Below are 20514 nucleotides of genomic sequence, written 5' to 3' on the forward strand. Positions count from 1 at the left end.
ATCAAGGACCCTCGCGAGCCGAGGGAATCTCGCTCCGAGTTGAGGATCGCGAAGGGGGCCGGAAGCGCCCGCAAACAGAGGTGATCACTTGGCCAGATTTGGACTAGTCATGCCGCGGCTGCCGGCAATCCTGTTGGCGGCCGCGCTACTCGCTGCCGGGCAGACCGGGATCCAGGATAAGAGGCCTGTCTTTGGCGGCGCGTGCCGGCTGTGCCCGTGGGGCGCCATGGCGGAGGTTGTCCAGGCGGCGATGAAGCCGTACGGCTACGACGTGCAAATCTGCTACAACTGCAATGCGGTGGACGCGCCGCGGATCGTCAGTGAGGCGCGGATGGCGCCGCCGTATAAGCCGGATCCCGCCGTGCCCGAGATTCTTGCCCCGCGCAATGTGCCGGGGCTTGGCGCCATCGACTTTGGCGCGGTCGCGATCCAGTTCCTGCGAAACGCGTACAAGGGAACGGGGCCGTATTCCAAAGACAAGCCGCGTACCAACCTGCGGCTGATCGCGAACATCCAGGACCCCAGCTATGTGCTGGTGGCCGCCAAGGCTGAAACCGGAATTGCGGACCTTGCGCAGATCAGGCAGAAGCGGTGGCCGGTGCGCATCCTGATCGCAGGCATTGGCGGCGATTCCACTCGCATTCTGGCGCATTTCGGCCTATCCAAACAGGCCATCGAGGAGGCCGGCGGGCGGGTTGGCAATACGGCGGAGGACCGTGAGAAGTTCGACGTAGTCATTGGAGGCGGCGGTCCCATGACGACCGCGCCGGAGTGGAGAATCTGGACCGAGATCAGCCAGAAGTTCGATCTCACCTTCCTGCAATTGCCCGACGGTTTGCTGGCTGAACTTGCGGCGGCCGGCGAACAGGAGCGCGGCATGATCCCCGCCGGGCTCTATCGTGGGATCGACCGGCCCATGCCCAGCGTGGTGCGCACCGGCACAGTGATCTATGGCCGGGCTGACATGCCGGAGAGCTTCGCCTATGCCGTTGCGAAGGCGATGGACGAACAACAGCAACTGCTGCAATGGCGGCACCTGAACTTCTCGTACAACGTGCACACGGTGTGGAAAGGCTATGAAGTTCCGCTGCATCCCGGGGCCGCCCGCTACTACCGGGAGAAGGGCTACATGCAGTAGCCAGGCCGGCGGCAACAGGTGGTTCGAGGATTGACATGACGCCCAACTCATCCAGCAGACGGAAGTTTCTCCAGGCAGCCGGGCTTTCGGCCGCCGGAGCCGGTTTGGCGGCGCCCGGCTCGGGCGTCTCTATCGTAATCGACCCGGCTGACCCGATCGGCTCATCGGGACCGGCGCAATGGGCCGCAGGGGAACTGCAAGTCGCGCTGGAGCAGAGAGGGTTGGCCGTGCAGCGGTGCGCCCACCTGGCCGATGCGGGGGCAGCGAGTTTCTGCATTACCGTGGCCGGTGCCCAGGCTGCGCTGGCGCGGGCTGTATTGAATGAGGCGCGGGTACCGATTCCCTCCCTGCCGGAGGCGCTGGTGCTGGCATCGGGCAGTACGTCAGGGCGCAGCGTGGTGGCCGCATGCGGGACCGATGTGCGCGGCGCCGTCTTTGCCGTGCTGGAACTGGCGGATCGCGCGCGATACTCCAGTAATCCGGTGGAGGCGCTGGCGGTGTCCACGCCGGTGGCGGAGCGTCCGGCCAACCAGGTCCGCAGCGTCACCCGGCTCTTCACCAGCGATGTTGAGGATAAGCCCTGGTTCAACGACCGGACGATGTGGGGCCCCTATCTCACGATGCTCGCCGGCCAGCGCTTCAATCGCTTCCACCTCGCCCTGGGTATCGGCTACGACTTTCTTCGCAAGGTCACGGACGCCTATTTCCTGTTCGCTTATCCGTTCCTGCTGGACGTCCCAGGCTATCGTGTACACGTCCCGCAGTTGCCGGTGCGGGAACGCGACAGCAATCTGGAGATGTTGCGCTACATCAGCGAGCAGACGGTGGCTCGCGGGATGGAATTCCAGTTGGGGCTCTGGATGCACGGCTACGAATGGATCGACAGCCCGAATCCGAACTACACCATCGAGGGGCTGACCCACGAAACGCACGGGCCGTATTGCCGCGATGCCGTGCGGGCGCTGCTCAAGGCGTGCCCTGCCATTAGTGGCGTGACGTTCCGCGTCCACGGGGAAAGCGGGGTGGATGAAGGCAGCTATCAGTTCTGGAAGACGGTCTTCGAAGGTGTTTCCACGTGTGGGCGCACTGTTGAGATCGACATGCACTCCAAGGGCATGGACCAGACAATGCTGGATATCGCGGTCGGTTCCGGCATGCCTGTCAAGCTCTCTCCCAAATACTGGGGCGAGCACTTGGGGATGCCCTATCACCAGGCGGACATTCGCGAACTGGAACGGCCGAAACCAAACGCACAGACCAGCCGCCTGATGAAGCTCAGCGCCGGATCGCGCAGTTTTCTGCGGTATGGGTATGGCGACCTGCTCCGCGAAGACCGGAAGTGGGACGTAGTGCATCGCATCTGGCCGGGCACGCAGCGCCTGCTGCTGTGGGGCGATCCGGTGACCGCCGCCGCCTACGCCCGGGCTTTCCGCTTCTGCGGCAGCGCTGGTGTGGAGATCATGGAGCCGCTCTCGTTCAAGGGACGGCGCGGATCTGGTCTGCCGGGCGGACGTTGTGCCTATGCCGACACGTCTTTGAATCCCCGGTGGGACTGGGAGAAGTACGTCTACAGCCACCGTATCTGGGGCCGGCTGCTGTACAACCCGGATTCATCTCCGGAGGTCTGGCAGCGTTATCTGAAGGCGCAGTTCGGCGCCGGGTCGGCAGCGATGGAATCGGCGCTGGCTCATGGAAGCCGCATTCTGCCCATCGTGACCACGGCTCACGCCGCGTCGGCGGGCAATAACACATACTGGCCAGAGGTGTATCTGAACCAATCGCTGGTGGATGCCACACAGCCCGGACCCTACACGGACAGCCCGGCGCCCAGGGTCTTTGGCAATGTCAGCCCGCTGGACCCGCAACTTTTCTATCGAATCAAAGACTATGCGGACGATCTGCTGAAGGGCGAGGTGAGCGGGCAATACTCGCCTGTGGAAGTAGCGCAGTGGATTGAGGACTTCGCGGCGGAGGCGGCGAAGAGCGCCGCGCAGGCACAGGCGTTGTCGTCAGGAAAGGACCGGCCCGAGTACCGGCGTGCCGCCATTGATGTCGACCTCATGGTGGGCCTCGGGCGTTTCTTCGGCGCCAAGTTCCGGGCCGGCGTCCTGTACAGAATCTTCGAGCAGACTGGCGATCGAATCGCGTTGGAGCAATGCCTTCGGATGTACCGGGCAGCTCGCGCGGCGTTCGCGACGGTGGCCGAGCGCGGCAAGGGCGTCTATGTTCCGGACATCACGGTGGGCGAACTGCGTCAGTTGCGCGGCCACTGGATGGACCGGTTGCCCGCCATGGATGCCGACATTTCGGAGGTCGCCCGGAAATTGGAAGGAGCCCGGCCCGCGGAGGGTTCCCCATTGCTGGCGCAGGCGATTGCCCAGGCCACCGGACGCCCGCGGCGTGACCTGGCACTGTGCATCCACACGCCCGGGGCGGTGTTCCGGGCGGGAGAACCGCTGGAAATCGCGCTGACGTCGGCCGCCCCAATGTCGTCGGTGCAAATATACTTCCGGCACGTGAACCAGGCGGAGCGCTGGGTGTCGGCGGCCATGGAGGTTCGCGAAAGCGTCTGGAGAGCGGCGATTCCCGCCGACTACACGAATTCACAGTACTGGCTTCAGTACTACTTTGAGGTGCGGCGGATGGGACGCAGCGCCGCGCTATATCCGGGGCTCGGGGCTGAGTTGAACCAGCAACCGTATTTCACGGTGAAGCGAGGTGCCGAGACATCGAGGACAAAGTAGAGATTCTTAGGGCGTTCGCGGGCTTGGGGCACACCGGACCAGGCTTCCCTGGATTTCCGTCAACCATCTGCACGGCATCACCGGGCTATAGGAGTTCGACAAGGCTTTATTTTGGCAGTTGGCCAAGGGCGATTAGGACAAACATGAGAATGAGAACCATACCTGTACAGATGTTCAACGTGGCGCTGACGCTGTGCGCCGCGTTGACGATGGCCACGGCGGCCGGCGCAGCACCGCCGCGTCCGCAAGGCCCGTGCGACGTCTACGCCGCCGCGGGCGCCCCCTGCGTGGCCGCCCACAGCAGTACGCGCGCGCTGTATGCCGCCTACAATGGACCGCTCTACCAGGTCCTGCGCCAGTCCGATGGCAAGACGTTGGACATCGGCGTGGTCCAACCCAGTGCGCTGCCGGTCACGGACGCGGGCGGCTATGCCAATGCGGCCGCGCAGGACGCCTTCTGCGCGAACACGCACTGCTGGGTCAGCATCCTCTATGACCAGTCGCCCAAGGGAAACCACCTGATCCAGGCGCCGCGCGGCGGCTTCAGCGGTCCGGCCATGGGCGGCTTCAACAACCTCCCGGTGGCGGATATGGCGCCGGTCACTCTGATGGGCCACAAGGTCTACGGCATCTTCATCGCGCCGGGCATGGGCATCCGTCTGAACGATGCGAAGGGCACTGCCGTGGACGACCAGGCGGAGGGACAGTACTGGGTGATCAACGGCCACCACTACAACTCCGGGTGCTGCTTTGATTACGGCAATGCCGAGACGGACAGCCGTGACGACGGCAACGGCACCATGGAGACCACCTACTACGGCAACGCCACGCCCTGGTACCGGGGCACCGGCAACGGCCCCTGGATCATGACCGACCAGGAGAACAACCTGGTGGGCTGCGTGAATCCGGATGAATCCAAGCTCTGTACGAACCTGCCGAGCATCACGTGGCGGTTTGTCACCGCGATCGCCAAAGGGGAGCCGCACCATTGGACGTCCATGGGCGGCGACGCGCAGCGGGGTCCGTTGTCAGTCATGTTCGACGGACCGCGCATTGACGTCACTTACGACCCGATGCGCAAGCAGGGCGCCATCCTGCTGGGCAATGGCGGCGACAACAGCGTTGGCTCGCAGGGCACCTTCTACGAAGGCGCGATGACGGCCGCGGGCACATTCCCTTCAGACGCCACTGACCAATTGGTGCAGGCCAACGTAGTGGCCGCGAAATACGATGTGCAGCGGCTGAGCCTGGCGCCGGCGGCCGCCACAGCTACACCGCCCGGAGTTCAGACCTTCGCCCCGCGATCCTCACAGGACACCACCCTGACATTCACAAACACGACAGGAGCGCCGGCGACGGGCGTGAAGCTGAGTATCTCCGTGCCCAAACAGTGGACCGCCATGGCAGTTGGCTCCAAGACTGCGTCGGTGACGATTCCTGAGACAGTGGCCCCCGGCGCGAGCGTGAATGCGACCTTCAAGGTCACCTCAGGACCAGCGGCCCTCAACGGCGACCTGGTAGGCAATGCGTCCTGGACAGCCCCGGGCGGCACGAGGCATTCGGAGACAACGGTGGAGAAGGTGCGGAACGTCAATCCCGTCAAGATCAATGAGTTCCGCGTCAGTGCAGGCAATCCTTCCAATTCAACGAACTCGTTTATCGAGCTTTACAATGCCGGGGCCAGCGCGGTGGACCTCTCCAACTGGAGCCTGACCCAGCACCAGACCCAGCAGGCGATCTTCTCATCGGTGAAGATCCCCGCCGGGACAAAGCTCGCTCCGGGCGGCTTCTATCTGCTGGGACTCGCGAATTCGGGACTGGCGGTGCCCGCGCGCACCGGTGACAGCACCCTGTATGTCAGGAGCACAACCGGCATGTCGGCCGGCGGCACGATCGAGATCGACACGGGCTCCAAGCTGGAGACGCGCAAGATTGCGAGCGTGGGGACGGCGGCGGGCAACAGCACAACATTGTGGCAGCCATTGCCCGACGGGATGGTAATCACGATCCCTGCCGGATCGACCAACGTACCCGTCACCAGCGTGTCGGGGTTCGAGGTCGGCCAGAAGATCGCTATCGGCTACGGCGCCACCTATCCCACCGTCGCAAGGGGCGTGGAGAAGTATGAAGTGGCCACCGTCACCGCCGTGGGCAAGCCGGGCACGCAGGCCTTCCTGGGCGTGGACGCGCCCGCCGGCGCGACCAACATCAAGGTGACCTCGGTTGCCAACATCTCGGCTGGAGACAAGATCCGGCTCGACATCGACAGCGTAGGCCATGGAATCGAGACAGTTACAGTAACTCGTGTTGGCACCCAGGCCAGCCGTAGTGCGCTGACGGCGAATGTGGGCACTGGCGCGACCAACATCAAGGTCCGCAGCGTAAACGGCTTCACGGTGGGCGACAAGTTGACCGTCGGTACGCCCGCGAACCAGGAGACAGTGACGATCAGCGCGATCGGCGCCAACGTCTACTTCACTCCCGCCCTCACCAGGCCGCACCTCAACCACGAGGAGGCGATCGCCCAGGGCACGGGCCTGGATCTATCCGCTCCACTGCGCTTCCCCCATGCGGGTAACATGCCCTTCAGCGTCCGGGGCACGGGTATCACCTTCCAGCCTGCAACCGTCTTTGCGCACTCCAGCAACGAACCGGTCCAGCCATTGGGCACGGGCATCACGCTCGACAAGCCTCTGGCCAAAGAGCACGATATCAACGCGCCCGTGCGGGACGCCGCGGTCACCACTGCGGGGTATCAGGACACACCGGCCCCCAATCAATGGTTCGGCGGGCCGGCCCTCTCCCCCAGCGCCGGCAACATGGTGCTGCGCGATGCCGCCGGCCTGGTCGTCGACAGCCTCAACTACGGCCTGCCGGTCGATCCGTGGGCCTCTGAGGGCTATCATGGCATCTCTGGCTCAGGACAGGGCGGCTGCCTGGTGCCGGCACCTGGCTTTGCGCGCGGCGTCGGCCCGGCCGCGGCGGCGTCGGGGGCGACGAACCGGAGCGCGGGCCGCTTCCCGGACGGCGCCGATACCGACAGCAACTGCACCGATTTCCTGCTGCAGCCAGCCACCACCCTGTCGGCCGCGTCGGCCGCCGGCTCAAACAACATCAAAGTGGCCAGCGTGGCAGACTTCAAAGCCGGCCAGACGGTTCTGATCGACGCCGGTGGCGAACTTGAGAATGCGGTGATCGAAACGGTCGGTACAGCCGGGGCAACAACAGCGGGGACGGCCACCAACCCGGGCGCAACCGTGATCCCGGTGAATGGCGTGATGGGCTTCACAGCCGGACAGACTATCCTGATCGACGACGGAGCAAACCGCGAAACGGCCGTCGTCGCGTCCGTCACATTCGGGTTCAGGAACTCCTCCATCACCGTGGCGGCGCCGCTGAAGTCCGCGCACGCCGCCGGGTCACCCGTCACCGGCACCGGCATCACGCTGGCCGCCCCGTTGACCAAAGCGCATTCCGGCGGGACCCAGGTGGCCAGAAGCCTGCCCACTCCAGGCGCGCCCAACCAATACGTCCGGTCGAAGTAGCGGGTGACAAAGAATGCATGAGAAGTCGATCGAGAGTTGAAACCGGTATGAAGATCAGAATCCTCGCTGTGCTTTTACCTGCGCTGGCCCTGACGCTGGCAGGGGCCACTCCTCCGCGCCAAAAGGGCCCGTGTGACATCTATGGCGCGGCGGGCACTCCCTGCGTGGCCGCCCACAGCACCACGCGCGCGCTGTACGGCGCCTACAAAGGCCCGCTTTACCAGGTGAAACGCGCATCTGACGGCAAGACGCTGGACATTGGAGTTGTCCCTCCCACCGCATCGCCGGTACCGGACGCCGGTGGGGTCGCTGACGCAGCCGCGCAGGACGCGTTCTGCGCCAATACGCTTTGCGTCATCAACCGGATCTACGACCAGTCCGGCAAAGGCAACCACCTGCTGCAGTCGCCTCCGGGGCCTTTGTTTCCAGGCCCGGCGAAAGGTGGCTTCGATACTCAGCCGGTCGCGGACATGGCGCCCATCACCATCGGCGGCCATAAGGCCTACGGCGTCTACATCATGCCGGGCATGGGGTTCCGCAACAACGATGCCAGGGACCTTGCCATCAACGACGAGCCGGAGGGTATCTACTACGTCATCGACGGCACGCATTACGACAGCGGCTGCTGCTTCGATTACGGCAACTCCTCCACAAACGGCCGCGCCGTGGGCACCGGCACCATGGAGACCACCTACTTCGGCACCGCCACGGCCTGGGGCAGCGGCGCCGGTCCCGGCCCCTGGATCATGGCCGACCTGGAGGCCGGCCTCTTCTCCGGCTATAACGCGAAACAAAACTCAGGCGATCCGACCATCGATTCATGGCGGTTCGTGACAGCCGTCGTCGACGGCGGCGGCGGCAACCGGTGGGATCTTCGCGGAGGCAACGCACAGAAGGGTGGGTTGACGACCTTCTACAGCGGGATCCGCCCCGGTTCGCGAACCAACAATAGTTATTACCCGATGCACAAGCAGGGCGCCATCCTCCTGGGCGTTGGCGGAGACAACGGCAACGGCTCGGCCGGCACCTTCTACGAAGGAGTGATGACTACCGGCTATCCAACAGAAGCCACCACGGATGCTGTGCAGGCCAACATCGTGGCTGCGCGGTATGGCGTTCAACGTGTGAGGCTGTCGCGCGTCACGACATTTACTCCGGGATCGACGCAGAATGTCACCGCGACGTTCACGAATGTCTCCGAGGTGCCCGTGACGGGCGTCAAGCTAAGCCTCTCGGTCCCGGCAGGGTGGACCGCCCGTGTCTCCGGCAGCGTTTCGAAAACATTCGACGCGCCGGTGGCGCCGGGCGCCAGTGTGAGCGCGGCGTTCCAAGTCACCTCGCCGTCGAAGACCGGCGCCGGCTTCCTCACCGGCAAGGCTGAGTGGTCGATTCCAACGGCCGGCCGGAAGCAGTTCGACACGATCCCCACGAGAGTGCGGAATGTTCTGCCGGTAAAGATCAACGAGGTCCGCCTGGGTACCACCACCAACCCGACCGACCAGTTCATCGAGCTATACAACGCCGGCTCCAGTGCCGCCGACCTTTCGAACTGGACCCTGGTGAACACGCAGAGCCAGTGGGCGCCAGTCAGGCTGGCAACAATCCCAGCAGGCACGAATCTCGCGAGCGGAGCCTACTATCTCCTGGGTCTCTCCGGTTCCGGACTGGCCGCGCCCGCCGCCCCGGGCGCGACGGCCGTTCACGTGAGGAGCATCACCGGCCTGGCGCCAGGAGATAAGGTCGGCATCGACGGCGAAACGCGCACCGTCGCCAGTATTGGAACTGCCGCGGCGGCGTTGACCACAGTGTTCGAGCCTGTGTCCACCGGCCCTTGGCTCACGATACCGGCCGGATCCACAAACCTGCCCGTAACGAACGCGGCCGGCTTCGCCGTGGGCGAAAAGCTCGGCATCGACATCGGCGGCAACTACGAACTGGCGACGGTCACAGCCGTTGGCAAGGCGGCCACGCAAACAACACTGGCAGCCGCCTCGGCGGCAGGCGCCACCAACATCAAAGTAGCCGCCAGCGAGAACATGACGCCCGGTGACACCTTGACGATCGGCACCGGAGTTCGCAAGGAGACGGCCACCGTGCAGAGCGCCGGAGCCAGCGGAGCCAGCGAGAAAGGCATCGACCTGGCCGCCCCGCTCAAGTTCGACCACATGTCCGGCGTTGACGTCTCGGACGTGGGGACAGGCATCAGTTTCACCCCGGCCACCAGATTGCCGCACCTCAGCGGCGACGCAGTCCAGGCGCTGGGCAGCGGCCTGACGCTCGACCGCCCGCTCACCAGGAGCCACGAATACGGCGCGGCCGTGGTGAATGCCCAGGCCGCGACGGCGGGCTACCAGGGTCCACCGGCGCCCAATCAATGGTTCGGGGGCACCCTCTCGGCCAAGGCCGGTTCCATCGCCCTCCTGGATGCTGCAGGCTCAGTGGTCGACGCAATGGTATACGGATCCCAGCAAAGCAGTTCCAGTGGCAATGGGACCATCACCAGCCCGGAACTGGCCACGATCGAGGGCGATCAGGGCAAGGGCGGCTGCATCGTGGTGGTGCCGGCCCCAGCCGGCGGAGCGGGTCGCAGCAGGGGCCGGTTCCCGAATGGCGCCGACGCCGATAGCAACTGCACCGATTTCCAGACCCAGGCCGCCGCTTTCCTGCCGCTAGGCGCGTCCGCAGGCGCGACCAACATCAAAACCGGCAACGTAACCGGCTTTGCCCCGGGCCAGAAGATCCTGATTGATACCGGGGCAAACCTCGAAACCGCGGTCATCGCGACCGTGGGCACGGCGGGGGCCTCCACCGTGCGAACCGACACCAGTGCGGGCGCTACCGTGCTTCCCGTAGCTGGCGGGATGGGTTTCAGCGCCGGACAAGCCATTACCATCGATAGCGGCGCAAAACAGGAGACGGCGGTGATCGTCTCCACCACTTTCGGGAGAGGGGGCGGCGCCATCACCGTCAGCGTGCCGCTCACGTTGGCGCACACTGCCGGAGCACAGGTTTCCGGCACCGGCATCAGCTTGACCGCTCCCTTGACCATGACGCATGCCGGCGGTACGCAGATCGTCAGCGGTGTGCCCACGCCGGGCGCGCCGAATCAGTTCTAGATCCTGATCGAGTGTTCAGGCTATCGTTGCTATCTCGAAGGTGCCTGCGGACCCAGGCAGATCCCGCTGCGCTGCAGCGCGCAGCTACCCCATCGGTTCAATCTTTAGTGAGTGCCACGGGCGTGGTGGCAACAGGCTGGAACCCGCGGTTCATATTGCCGTGTGGATGAAGCGAACGCACGGCACGCTGTCGATAAGTTGTTGATTTGATGGAGCGGGAGACGAGACTCGAACTCGCAACCAACAGCTTGGAAGGCTGTGACTCTACCCTTGAGTTACTCCCGCTCAGGAGTGTACTGGCCGGTCCACTTCTATTCTACTACTGAGAGCCTTTGCTCAGCAGCATCACTTTCGCCGTGTGGAAGATGATGTACATGTCCAGGGACAGGCTCAGGTGCTTCAAATAGTAGAGGTCGTACTCCAGCTTGGTAATCGTGTCTTCCACCGTATCGCCATACTTGTGGTTGATCTGCGCCCAACCGGTAATCCCGGGCAGTATCGCATGCCTCTGGTTGTAGAACGGGATCTTCTCGCTGAGGACTTTCACGAACTCCGGCCGTTCCGGCCTGGGGCCCACAATCGCCATGTCACCACGGATCACGTTGAAGAACTGCGGCAGTTCATCCAGGCGCAGTTTGCGCAGCCAGTAGCCCAGCGGCGTCACACGCGGATCGTTCTTCTGCGCCCAGACGGCGCCGGTGCGCGCTTCCGCATCGATGTACATTGAGCGGAACTTGTAGACGAAGAATTCCTTGCCGTTGATCCCGACCCGCCGTTGGCTGTAGAGCGCCTTGCCCGGGGAAGTCACACGCACCAGCACCCAGACGATCGCCATCACCGGCAAGGCGATCAATAGCCCGATCAGGGAAATCACGGTCGAGTAAAGCCGCTGGATGGCCAGGTTGCGAGCATTGGGGCCGATCGAGTTCGAAAAGAGCAACTGGGATGGACGGAGAGCTTCCAGGGAAACGCGCCACAGCATCGTCTCATACAGATAGCTGGAATCTTCCACCGGAACACCGGCCACGCGCAGGTCGAGCAACTCTTGCAGCGGCATCCGGTCGCGCTGCTCCGGCAGGCCCACGACGATCATGGAAGGCTTGTGTTCCTCGTAGATCGGGAGGAGATCGCAGACCTGACCCAAATACGGCACTTGCCGGGTGAACTCCTCCTCGGCCTGAACATCCGAGAGGTAGCCCACACAGCTCATCCCAAACTGCGGCTTCTCGTGGATAGTTTTCACGATCGCCTTCACCAGATTGTTGGCACCCAGGAAGAGGATGCGCTGGCGGTTGTGGCTGCGTATAAAGAGCAGGTCGTAGGCGAAGCGCCACGCGGGCAATATCGCCAGGGCCAGGCCGCTGCCGACCATCATGTGCCAGCGGCCCAGCACCATGTCCTTGGAAACGTAGCTGGCCAAGGACTGCGCGAGAAAAGCCATGCCCAAGACCAGGCAGTACTGCTGGACGAGGCGAAGCCTGGAGATCACCCGCAGTTCGGAGTAGAGATCGTTCAGGTACACGCCGAGGAGGACGCTGGCGACAACAAAAAGCACTCGCTCCATGCCGCCGTCGTAGAACAGGAAGATGTCCAGACTGTCGGGCCCGACCAGTGCATACGCGCCGATGTAGCAGGCAAACACTAACAAGGTCTCCGATAGGAGCAATCCAACGACGGAGGCTGGAATGAAAACTTTGAAAATCCGGATCATCCGTGGGCTTTCACCTGTATCAGCAGATAGTAAGTCTACCATGTATGCCCTTGCCAAGAGATGTCACTTGGGTCTATAACCCGTTGGATCAAGGACCTTTTCAGTCCTGGTTTAAGTGCATGAAGAATCACGCCTCTTTGCGGTTGACGAGCTCAGTTGCGGGTGGTACTTTGGATGTGGGACTGAATTAGTCCGAGATACTCACCCATGCTGAAGCTGACCAAGAAAGCGGACTACGGGCTGATCAGCCTGCGTCACCTGGCTGTACACGGCCGGAACCGCTCGGCCAGCGCCAAGGAACTGGCGGAAGCCTTCCGGATCCCCGTTCCGGTACTCTCAAAGGTACTTCAGAAGCTCGTCCGTGAGGGATTCCTCATCTCCGAACAGGGAACGAACGGCGGCTACCGTCTTTCCCGGGATCCTTCAACGATCACTGCCCTGGAAGTGATCCGGGCGATTGACGGTCCCATCATTTTAACCACGTGCTTCACAGAGCACGGGGAGTGCGATCTTTCCGATCAATGTACTGTGCGGGAACCACTTCGCCGAGTGCATGAAGGAATCCTTCGCCTGCTCGACAGCATCAGCATTACAGACCTGTCGGCTGACGAAGAACCGCCCCAATCGGCGCGTGCCGTCAAGACCGGGGTCCTCTCCCTGCCCGTACTGGCCAGTTAGGAACTAAGGAAACGCTTTCGATGCTCAAATTCCCGATTTACCTGGACAATCACGCTACCACCCCCATGGACCCCAAGGTCCTGGAGGCGATGATGCCATACTTCCTCGACAGCTTTGGCAACGCAGCCAGCCGCAACCACTCGTTTGGGTGGGTGGCCGAGGAGGCCGTGGAACATGCGCGCAAACAGCTGGCCGATGTGATCGGGGCGAACTCGAAGGAGATCGTCTTCACCAGCGGGGCCACGGAATCGAACAATCTGGCCATCAAAGGCGTGGCGGAGATGTATGCCCAGAAGGGCAACCACATTATCACCGCGGCCACTGAGCATAAGGCGATCCTCGATACCTGTAAACGGCTGGAAAAGCACGGCGCGCGGGTGACTTACCTGCCCGTGCAGACGAACGGCCTTGTCGATCTGGACCAACTGCGTGAAGCCATCACGGACAAAACGATCCTGGTGAGCATCATGTACGGCAACAACGAGATCGGCACGATCCAGGACATCCAGGCGATTGGCAAGATCTGCAAGGAAAAGGGCGTCCTTTTCCACACCGATGCCACCCAGGCTGTCGGCAAGATCCCGGTCAACGTCATCTCGGACAACATCGACCTGCTGTCGTTTACCGCGCACAAAATGTACGGACCCAAGGGTGTTGGCGCCCTGTACGTGCGCCGCAAGAGCCCGCGCGTCCAGCTCACCGCCCAGATGGATGGCGGCGGCCACGAACGCGGCATGCGCTCGGGCACGCTGAACGTTCCCGGAATTGTCGGCTTCGGGGCGGCAGCGGCGATCTGCAAGGATGTGATGGTGGAGGAGTCGGCCCGGCATGCGTTCCTGCGCGACAAGCTGAAGGACGTGCTGATGGCCGAACTCGACGAGACCTATATCAACGGCACGATGGAGCACCGTCTGCCGCACAACCTGAACATCAGCTTCGCTTACGTCGAAGGCGAAAGCCTGCTGATGGGCATCAACGACATTGCGGTCTCCAGCGGTTCGGCCTGCACCTCAGCCACGCTCGAGCCCAGCTATGTGCTCAAAGCCCTGGGCGCTGGTGATGATTTAGCCCACTCCTCCATCCGCTTCGGCATCGGCCGGTTCACGACGGAAGAGGAAGTGGACTACACGGCGGCCAAGGTGATCGATGTGGTTCGCAAGCTGCGCGAACTGTCGCCTCTCTACGATATGGTCAAGGAAGGCATCGATCTCAGCAAAGTCGAATGGAGCGCCCATTAATCGGCGCGCGGTTGTCACCAGACGGGGCAGTACAGAATCCAATAGGTAAGGGGCTTCGATACTCAAATGGCTTACAGCGATAAAGTTCTCGATCACTACAACAATCCGCGCAATGTGGGCAACCTCGACAAGAAGGACCCCAATGTCGGTACCGGTCTGGTCGGCGCGCCCGAATGCGGCGACGTCATGAAGCTCCAGATCAAGGTGAACCCGGAAACGGGCGTCATCGAAGATGCCAAGTTCAAGACCTTTGGCTGCGGCTCGGCCATCGCCAGTTCGTCGCTGGCCACCGAGATGCTCAAGGGCAAGACGGTCGACGAAGCTCTGCAGATCAAGAACACCTTGATTGTCAATGAGTTGAGCCTGCCGCCCGTGAAAATTCACTGTTCCGTGCTGGCTGAGGATGCCATCAAGGCAGCGATCACCGACTACAAGGCAAAGTCGGTCACCCCGGCCGCGGTCCAAACAGCGTAATCTGAGGAGAGGGGCCCCGGTCACAGCGGCCGCCGGCCCCAAATTTCGCAAATGGCAGTTTCTATGTCCGCGATTCAAGTTACTCCCAAAGCGGTTGAAAAGATTCGTAGCGCGTTCGCCAAGCAGAACGTGGATGGTGGTTTGCGCCTGGGCGTCCTGGGCGGCGGGTGCTCCGGCCTCAGCTACCAGTTCAAGTTCGAGACGAAGCCCCGCCCCACCGACCAGGTCTTCGACTTCGATGGAGTGCAGGTCTTCGTCGACCCCAAGAGCATGGTGTTCCTCGACGGCATGATCCTGGACTATAAGGAGTCGTTGATGCAGTCCGGCTTCGCCTTCGACAATCCCCATGCGACCAAGAGCTGTGGTTGCGGGTCGTCGTTCTCGGCGTAATGGACAACCATCACAACTGCTGGCACTGCGGCACGCCCGACGCCGGTTCGATCTTCTGCCGTTACTGCAATAGCCTGCAGGCGCCGGTGCCGAATTACTTCGAGTTTTTCGGAATGCCGCTGAAGCTGTCCGTGGATCTGGCACGACTGCAGAAGCAGTTCTATTCCCTCAGCGGACTGCTGCACCCGGACCGCTATACACGCCGCAGCGAGCAGGAAAAACGCTACTCGCTCGAAGCCTCCTCCATCCTGAACGACGCCTACCGGGTGCTGCGCGATCCCATCCAACGCGCCGAGTACGTATTGAAGGAAGCCGGCTTCGACATCGGCGAGCAGCGCTCCAAGGATGTTCCGCCCGAACTACTGGAAGAGGTTTTCGAGCTGAACATGGCGCTGGACGAGCTGCGCATGGGCGACGACGAGGTTTTGCCCCAGCTCGACGAGTCCCGCAAACGGTTTCTGGACATTCTCGTTGAGATGGACGCAGGTCTTGAGGCGGAGTTCCAGAAGCACGATGTACAGGAAGGCGATGAAGCGCGCCGCGCCGTGCTCGCGGAGATCCGCATGACTCTGAACCGCCGGCGCTACATCAAGAATCTCGTCAACGAAGTAGATAAGCTGCTGACGGCACGCAACGCCTGAAGGCGGACTGCCGCGGCGACAGGCTGCGGGAACGGGCAATACCATGAGCACTTTTCAAATCGACTTCTCCAACATCAACAGGAAGCGCATTGTCGGCATCGACCTGGGCACCACCAATTCTCTCGTGGCCTTCATGGACCTGACGGGCCCGCAGGTCATTCCAGGCGCCGACGGCAGTGTGCTCGTGCCCAGTATTGTCAGTCTGGCCGATGACGGTAGTTTCGTGGTGGGCGACGCCGCGCGGCAACTGCTGATCGACCGGTCGGACCGTACCGTCTACTCCGTGAAGCGCCTGATGGGCCGAGGAGCCGCCGATGTTCAGGAAGAGACCAGCCTTTTCCCGTTCCGGATCGCTGAGGGCAGCGAGCAGGTCATCCGCCTCGCCCTGGGGGGCCGCCAGTTCACTCCGCCGGAGATTTCAGCCCAGGTGTTGCGGGAACTGAAGCAGCGCGCTGAGGCCTATCTCGGAGAAGAGGTGACGCAGGCGGTCATCACCGTCCCGGCCTACTTCAACGATGCGCAGCGGCAGGCGACCAAGGATGCCGGCCGCATCGCTGGCCTGGAAGTGCTGCGCCTGGTGAACGAACCCACGGCGGCGTCGCTGGCTTACGGGCTGGACAAGCGCAACGACGGCGTGGTGGCGGTCTATGATCTCGGCGGCGGCACGTTCGACATTTCGATCCTGCGCCTGCACGAAGGCATCTTCGAGGTGTTGGCCACGAACGGTGACACCCACCTGGGCGGCGACGATATCGACAACCGCCTGCTGGCCATTGCCCTGGAAGAGATCGCCTCCGAGTGGGGCGAGGATATTTCACGGAATGGCGAAGCGGTGCAAACCGTGCGCCGCGCCGTCATCGAAGCCAAAGAGCGGCTGTCGTTCCTGCCGCTGACGGCGATCGATGTCGACTTCAAGGGCCGCAAGTATCAGCGCGAAATGACGCGCGAGATCTTCGAGCAGATCATCAAGGACATTGTGGACCGCACGTTGGGTCCGTGCCGCCAGGCGATGCGCGACGCCGGCCTGGAGCCTGAGGGCATCGACGAAGTGGTCATGGTGGGCGGCTCGACCCGCATCCCGCTGGTGCGCTCGGCGGTCTCGACGCTGTTCCGCGCCAAACCGCACACTGAACTGAATCCCGACGAAGTAGTCGCGTTGGGCGCCGCCGTGCAGGCTGCCATTCTCTCCGGAGACGTGCAGGACAAGCTGCTGCTCGACGTGACGCCTTTGTCCCTGGGCATCGAGACGATGGGCGGGGTCGTCAGCAAGCTCATCCATCGCAACTCGACCATTCCGGCCTCCGCCACCGAAGTGTTCACGACCTCAGTGGACGGCCAGCAGAACGTGCTCATTCATGTGCTGCAGGGCGAACGCGAACTGGTAAAGGATTGCCGGTCGCTGGCGCGCTTCGACCTGAAGGGTATCGATCCCATGCCAGCGGGCATGGCCCGGATCGAGGTACGGTTCCTCATCGACGCCAACGGCATCCTCAGCGTCAGCGCACGCGACCTGCGCAGCGGCACCGAGCAGAGCGTGGAAGTGAAGCCATCCTACGGCCTCACCGACGAGCAGGTGGAAGCGATGATCCTCGAATCGTACGAGAAGGCGGAGGAAGACTTCGCTGCCCGGCAGGTACGAGAGGCTCGCGTGGAAGCGGACACCATCCTGTCGGCGGTGGACAAGGCCCGCGCCAGCGACGCCTGGATTGACCTGACCGACGAGGAACGGTCCGCCGTGGATCTGGCGCTCAACGAACTGCAGATGGTGTATCACGGCGAGGATCACACCCTGATCCGCAACCGCATTGAGAACCTGGATGGCTCCACGCGCAAGCTGGCCGAGAACATGATGAACACCGCCGTCCGCGCGGCGCTGAAGGGGACCAAGATCTAGCCATGACCTGGACTGACTTCGAAGACATCGGAATCGCGCTGTTCGAACAGAACCCCGAACTCGACCCGCTCACCGTTCGGTTTACAGACCTGCATAAAATGGTGACCAGCCTGGAAGGTTTCGACGACGACCCGGAGAAATCTAACGAGGCGAAACTCGAAGCGATTCAGATGGCGTGGCACGAAGAATATACGGACAATCAGTAGTTCTATTGAGTTGCACAGTCTGTGGTCTGTTCGCGCAGACGCCTGACCCTGCCCAACTCCTGGAAGAAATGCATGCCGCCGAACTCGCCAACCGGGTTCAGGCGGCTCGTTTCGTTTACACAGAAGACATCCGTTACAAGGAAACCCTACCTGAGGGCGGACTGCGCGGCTCGAACTGGGTGACCTACGAAGTCACTTTTCTCGAGGGCGAACCGTATAGCCGCCGGGTCGCCATTCAGGGCGAACCGCTCCCTGCTGCCCAGGCGGAGGCAGAGGAAAACCGTCTCCGGAAAGTGGAACTGTTCCGGCAGCAAACCCCTTTCGAGGAACGCCGGCGCCATTACTTCGCGGCCGAGGAGAACCGGTTCAAGATCGACACGGTGCTGGTGCTCCGCTACCACCAGGCCCGGTTTCTGGGGGAGCAACCCATCCAGGGCCGCGAGGCCTGGGTGGTGGAAACCCGGCCGCGGCGCAGCGCACCGAAGCCAAAGGGACGGGGCGAGAGCAGTCTCGTCATGCGGATCCGCTACTGGATTGATAAGCAGACCCACATGCCTATCCATCTCGAGGCGGAATGGCTGCGCGACTTTGACGGCGCACCCAGGGGCGCTACCGTCGTGGTGGACAGAATCGCCGTGGATGGCGCCTGGCTGCAGCAGCATATCGTCGTGCGAGGACGCCGCAAGGCAGGCAAGGTCTATTTCACTTACGAGAACGACCAGCGCTATTCGAACTTCAAAAAGTTCCACGCGGACGCCAAACTGCTGCTGGACGACCGCGAACCTCACTAAGCCGAACCGGCCTAAGCCGGCTGGCTCTTCTTCGCAAGTGAACCGGACTCCGGTTCGGGCCGGCCGGTCCGGCCCAGAATCCGGTAAAGCGTGGCGCGCCCGATGCCCAGGATCTCCGCGGCCTTCGTGCGATTGCCTTGCACCCGGTCGAGCACTTCCTGCACGTAGCGGCGCTCCACTTCTTCCAGCGGAACCAGGCCCTCGTCCGTCGAGAACGTGATGGCGCGGCTGCCTTCCAATTTGTAGCGCGAGATGGATTCCGGGAAATCCTCGACGTCGATGACGTTGCCCCGGCACATCATGGCGCAGTAATTCAGCGAATTCTCGAGTTCGCGCACATTGCCAGGCCACGGATAGCGCCAGGCCAGGGCCTTCGCCGCCCGGCTCAGCACCAGGCCAGGCTTGCCGAACTGGTCGCCGAATCTGGTCAGGAAGTGATGCACCAGCAGGCGCAAATCGTCCTGGCGGTCGACCAGCCGCGGCAACCGGAGTTCGACATGCGCCAGGCGATAGTACAGGTCTTCCCGGAAGAGCCGCTCGTCGACCATCGTGCGGAGATTGCGGTGCGTGGCGCAGATGATGCGGACATTCACCTTGCGCGGCGTGGGATCGCCGATCCGCTGAAATTGGCGGTTCTGCAGGAGGCGCAGCAATTTGGCCTGCACTGAGACAGGCACCTCCGCAATCTCGTCCAGGAAAAGGGTGCCTCCGTCCGCCGCTTCCACCAGTCCCTTCTTCGTGTCCACCGCTCCGGTGTAGGCCCCACGAATATGGCCAAACAACTCACTCTCAAAGAGGGTTTCGGGCAAAGCAGCGCAGTTGCAGACCATGAATGGCCCTTCGGACACGGGGCTCAGTTGATGCAGGACCCGCGCCAATACCTCCTTACCCGTGCCGGTTTCACCGGTCACCAGTGCGGTGGAGTAGTGCGGTGCAATGCGCTGCATGCGGCTGAAAACTTCCATCATGGCCGGACTCATGCCCAGCAGGCCTTCACACTGTGAAATCTCGACGAGCTTCGATTCCAACTCGTGAGCCGCCGTGCGCCGCTGTTTCTGCTCCGTCCAGGCAATGATCTTCTGGCGCAGTTTGTCGATGGAGATCGGCTTGGTGAGGTAATCGAACGCGCCCCGCTGAATCGCCTCCACGGCTGATTCCGTGGAATAGTGCGCCGTGATCAGGATCACGTCGGTCTCCGGACTCAGTTGCTGAATCTGGTCCAGTAGTTCGAGGCCGCGCACATCCGGCATGATCAGGTCCAACAGCACCAGGCCGGGCGGATGCGACTTGATGATCTCCAATGTCGCCGCGCCGGTCTCGGCGCCGGTGATCGTAACGTCCAAACCGGACAGCACCGCCTTCAGCAGCGCTATCGCCGCCGGGTCGTCATCGGCAACCAGGATCTCCCAACGATTGCCGTGGCCTGGTCTGGGATGCATCAGGAGTTGCCTTCCGTCCTGCCACTACCGGCGCTGACAGCCGTTGTCCCCTGGGCGCCGGCTTCCGGGGATCCACCGGCCCCGTTGGGTGCCGTGCCGATTTTCACCGCAATCGCAATCGCCCTCGAAACCCCGTCCCGGGCACGTGTCAGGTACTCTCCGGCCACAGAATCGGGAGCCCCCTCCAACTCCGCCGAAAGCAGCTCCAAAAAGCCGGAGGCGATGTTCAACGGGCCGAGAATATCATGTCTCAGGCGGCAGGCCTCCTCCTCACCGTGCATTGATTTCTCCTCGAACATTGCATCGAAAGTAAACCGCAGAATAGCCCTGAGCGCAAGGGCATCCTGTGTGACAGCGTGGAATTCCGGTAATACCGTACACATTTCTCCAGCGACTCCCCGGACCATCCACCCCGGGCTCCACAGCTCCAATACCGGCGAGAGCAGAGCCAGTTTCGGCGGTATAGGTGGGGCCGGAAAGAGGGAGACAGCCGGTCGTGCCAAATCCTG

15 protein-coding genes and 1 tRNA gene are annotated in these 20514 nt (G+C 62.7%); 12 read left to right on the forward strand and 4 right to left on the reverse strand.

Annotated features, from left to right (window positions below; all coding sequences use genetic code 11):
* Positions 1-109: 109 nt before the first annotated feature.
* The 4 genes from IRI77_RS09760 to IRI77_RS09775 all read left to right on the forward strand — a co-directional run bounded on the left by IRI77_RS09760 (position 110) and on the right by IRI77_RS09775 (position 10543).
* Positions 110-1138, forward strand: a complete 1029-nt coding sequence (locus tag IRI77_RS09760) for a TAXI family TRAP transporter solute-binding subunit (protein WP_194451882.1) — start codon at positions 110-112, stop codon at positions 1136-1138.
* Between the two features lie 35 nt (positions 1139-1173).
* The gene (locus tag IRI77_RS09765) at positions 1174-3882 is read left to right on the forward strand and encodes a twin-arginine translocation signal domain-containing protein (protein ID WP_194451883.1); all 2709 of its coding nucleotides are present in this window, start codon (positions 1174-1176) and stop codon (positions 3880-3882) included.
* 149 nt (positions 3883-4031) lie between these two features.
* On the forward strand, positions 4032-7427 hold the full coding sequence (locus IRI77_RS09770; RefSeq protein WP_228486664.1) for an arabinofuranosidase catalytic domain-containing protein: 3396 nt from the start codon (positions 4032-4034) through the stop codon (positions 7425-7427).
* Positions 7428-7474: 47 nt separating this feature from the next.
* On the forward strand, positions 7475-10543 hold the full coding sequence (locus IRI77_RS09775) for an arabinofuranosidase catalytic domain-containing protein (protein WP_194451885.1): 3069 nt from the start codon (positions 7475-7477) through the stop codon (positions 10541-10543).
* A 210-nt stretch (positions 10544-10753) separates the two neighbouring features.
* On the opposite strand, the gene IRI77_RS09780 is transcribed toward IRI77_RS09775, so the two are convergent.
* Both IRI77_RS09780 and IRI77_RS09785 read right to left on the reverse strand, forming a co-directional pair.
* A tRNA-Gly gene (locus IRI77_RS09780) sits at positions 10754-10828 on the reverse strand.
* Between the two features lie 34 nt (positions 10829-10862).
* Entirely contained in the window at positions 10863-12185 is a 1323-nt protein-coding gene (locus tag IRI77_RS09785; protein ID WP_194451886.1) for a sugar transferase, read from the reverse strand.
* 276 nt (positions 12186-12461) lie between these two features.
* On the opposite strand from IRI77_RS09785, the gene IRI77_RS09790 reads away from it, so the two are divergent.
* The 8 genes from IRI77_RS09790 to IRI77_RS09825 all read left to right on the forward strand — a co-directional run bounded on the left by IRI77_RS09790 (position 12462) and on the right by IRI77_RS09825 (position 18566).
* Entirely contained in the window at positions 12462-12932 is a 471-nt protein-coding gene (locus tag IRI77_RS09790; RefSeq protein WP_194451887.1) for an RrF2 family transcriptional regulator, read from the forward strand.
* Positions 12933-12952: 20 nt separating this feature from the next.
* Positions 12953-14170, forward strand: coding sequence for an IscS subfamily cysteine desulfurase (locus IRI77_RS09795; protein ID WP_194451888.1), 1218 nt, complete (start codon positions 12953-12955; stop codon positions 14168-14170).
* A gap of 66 nt (positions 14171-14236) precedes the next feature.
* A complete protein-coding gene (gene iscU, locus IRI77_RS09800) occupies positions 14237-14644 on the forward strand; it encodes a Fe-S cluster assembly scaffold IscU (RefSeq protein WP_194451889.1) in 408 nt (135 codons plus the stop codon).
* Between the two features lie 63 nt (positions 14645-14707).
* On the forward strand, positions 14708-15034 hold the full coding sequence (locus IRI77_RS09805) for a HesB/IscA family protein (RefSeq protein WP_228486666.1): 327 nt from the start codon (positions 14708-14710) through the stop codon (positions 15032-15034).
* Positions 15010-15675 (forward strand): Fe-S protein assembly co-chaperone HscB, encoded by a 666-nt coding sequence (gene hscB, locus IRI77_RS09810; RefSeq protein WP_194451891.1) that lies wholly within the window; start codon positions 15010-15012, stop codon positions 15673-15675. Before IRI77_RS09805 ends, hscB begins: the two co-directional genes overlap by 25 nt.
* 43 nt (positions 15676-15718) lie before the next feature.
* Positions 15719-17569 carry a Fe-S protein assembly chaperone HscA gene (hscA, locus tag IRI77_RS09815; RefSeq protein ID WP_194451892.1) on the forward strand — a complete coding sequence of 617 codons (1851 nt, stop codon included), beginning with the start codon at positions 15719-15721 and terminating at the stop codon, positions 17567-17569.
* A gap of 2 nt (positions 17570-17571) precedes the next feature.
* The gene (gene iscX / locus IRI77_RS09820) at positions 17572-17775 is read left to right on the forward strand and encodes a Fe-S cluster assembly protein IscX (protein WP_194451893.1); all 204 of its coding nucleotides are present in this window, start codon (positions 17572-17574) and stop codon (positions 17773-17775) included.
* A gap of 5 nt (positions 17776-17780) precedes the next feature.
* Complete coding sequence (locus IRI77_RS09825; protein ID WP_194451894.1) at positions 17781-18566, forward strand: LolA-like protein; 786 nt, start codon at positions 17781-17783, stop codon at positions 18564-18566.
* An 11-nt stretch (positions 18567-18577) separates the two neighbouring features.
* Here IRI77_RS09825 and IRI77_RS09830 read toward each other — a convergent pair whose 3' ends face one another.
* Both IRI77_RS09830 and IRI77_RS09835 read right to left on the reverse strand, forming a co-directional pair.
* A complete protein-coding gene (locus IRI77_RS09830; protein ID WP_194451895.1) occupies positions 18578-20005 on the reverse strand; it encodes a sigma-54-dependent transcriptional regulator in 1428 nt (475 codons plus the stop codon).
* Entirely contained in the window at positions 20005-20286 is a 282-nt protein-coding gene (locus IRI77_RS09835; RefSeq protein ID WP_194451896.1) for a hypothetical protein, read from the reverse strand. Before IRI77_RS09835 ends, IRI77_RS09830 begins: the two co-directional genes overlap by 1 nt.
* Positions 20287-20514: the final 228 nt, after the last annotated feature.

Origin of the sequence: Paludibaculum fermentans (genome assembly GCF_015277775.1) — a bacterium.
In the GTDB taxonomy this organism is placed as follows: domain Bacteria; phylum Acidobacteriota; class Terriglobia; order Bryobacterales; family Bryobacteraceae; genus Paludibaculum; species Paludibaculum fermentans.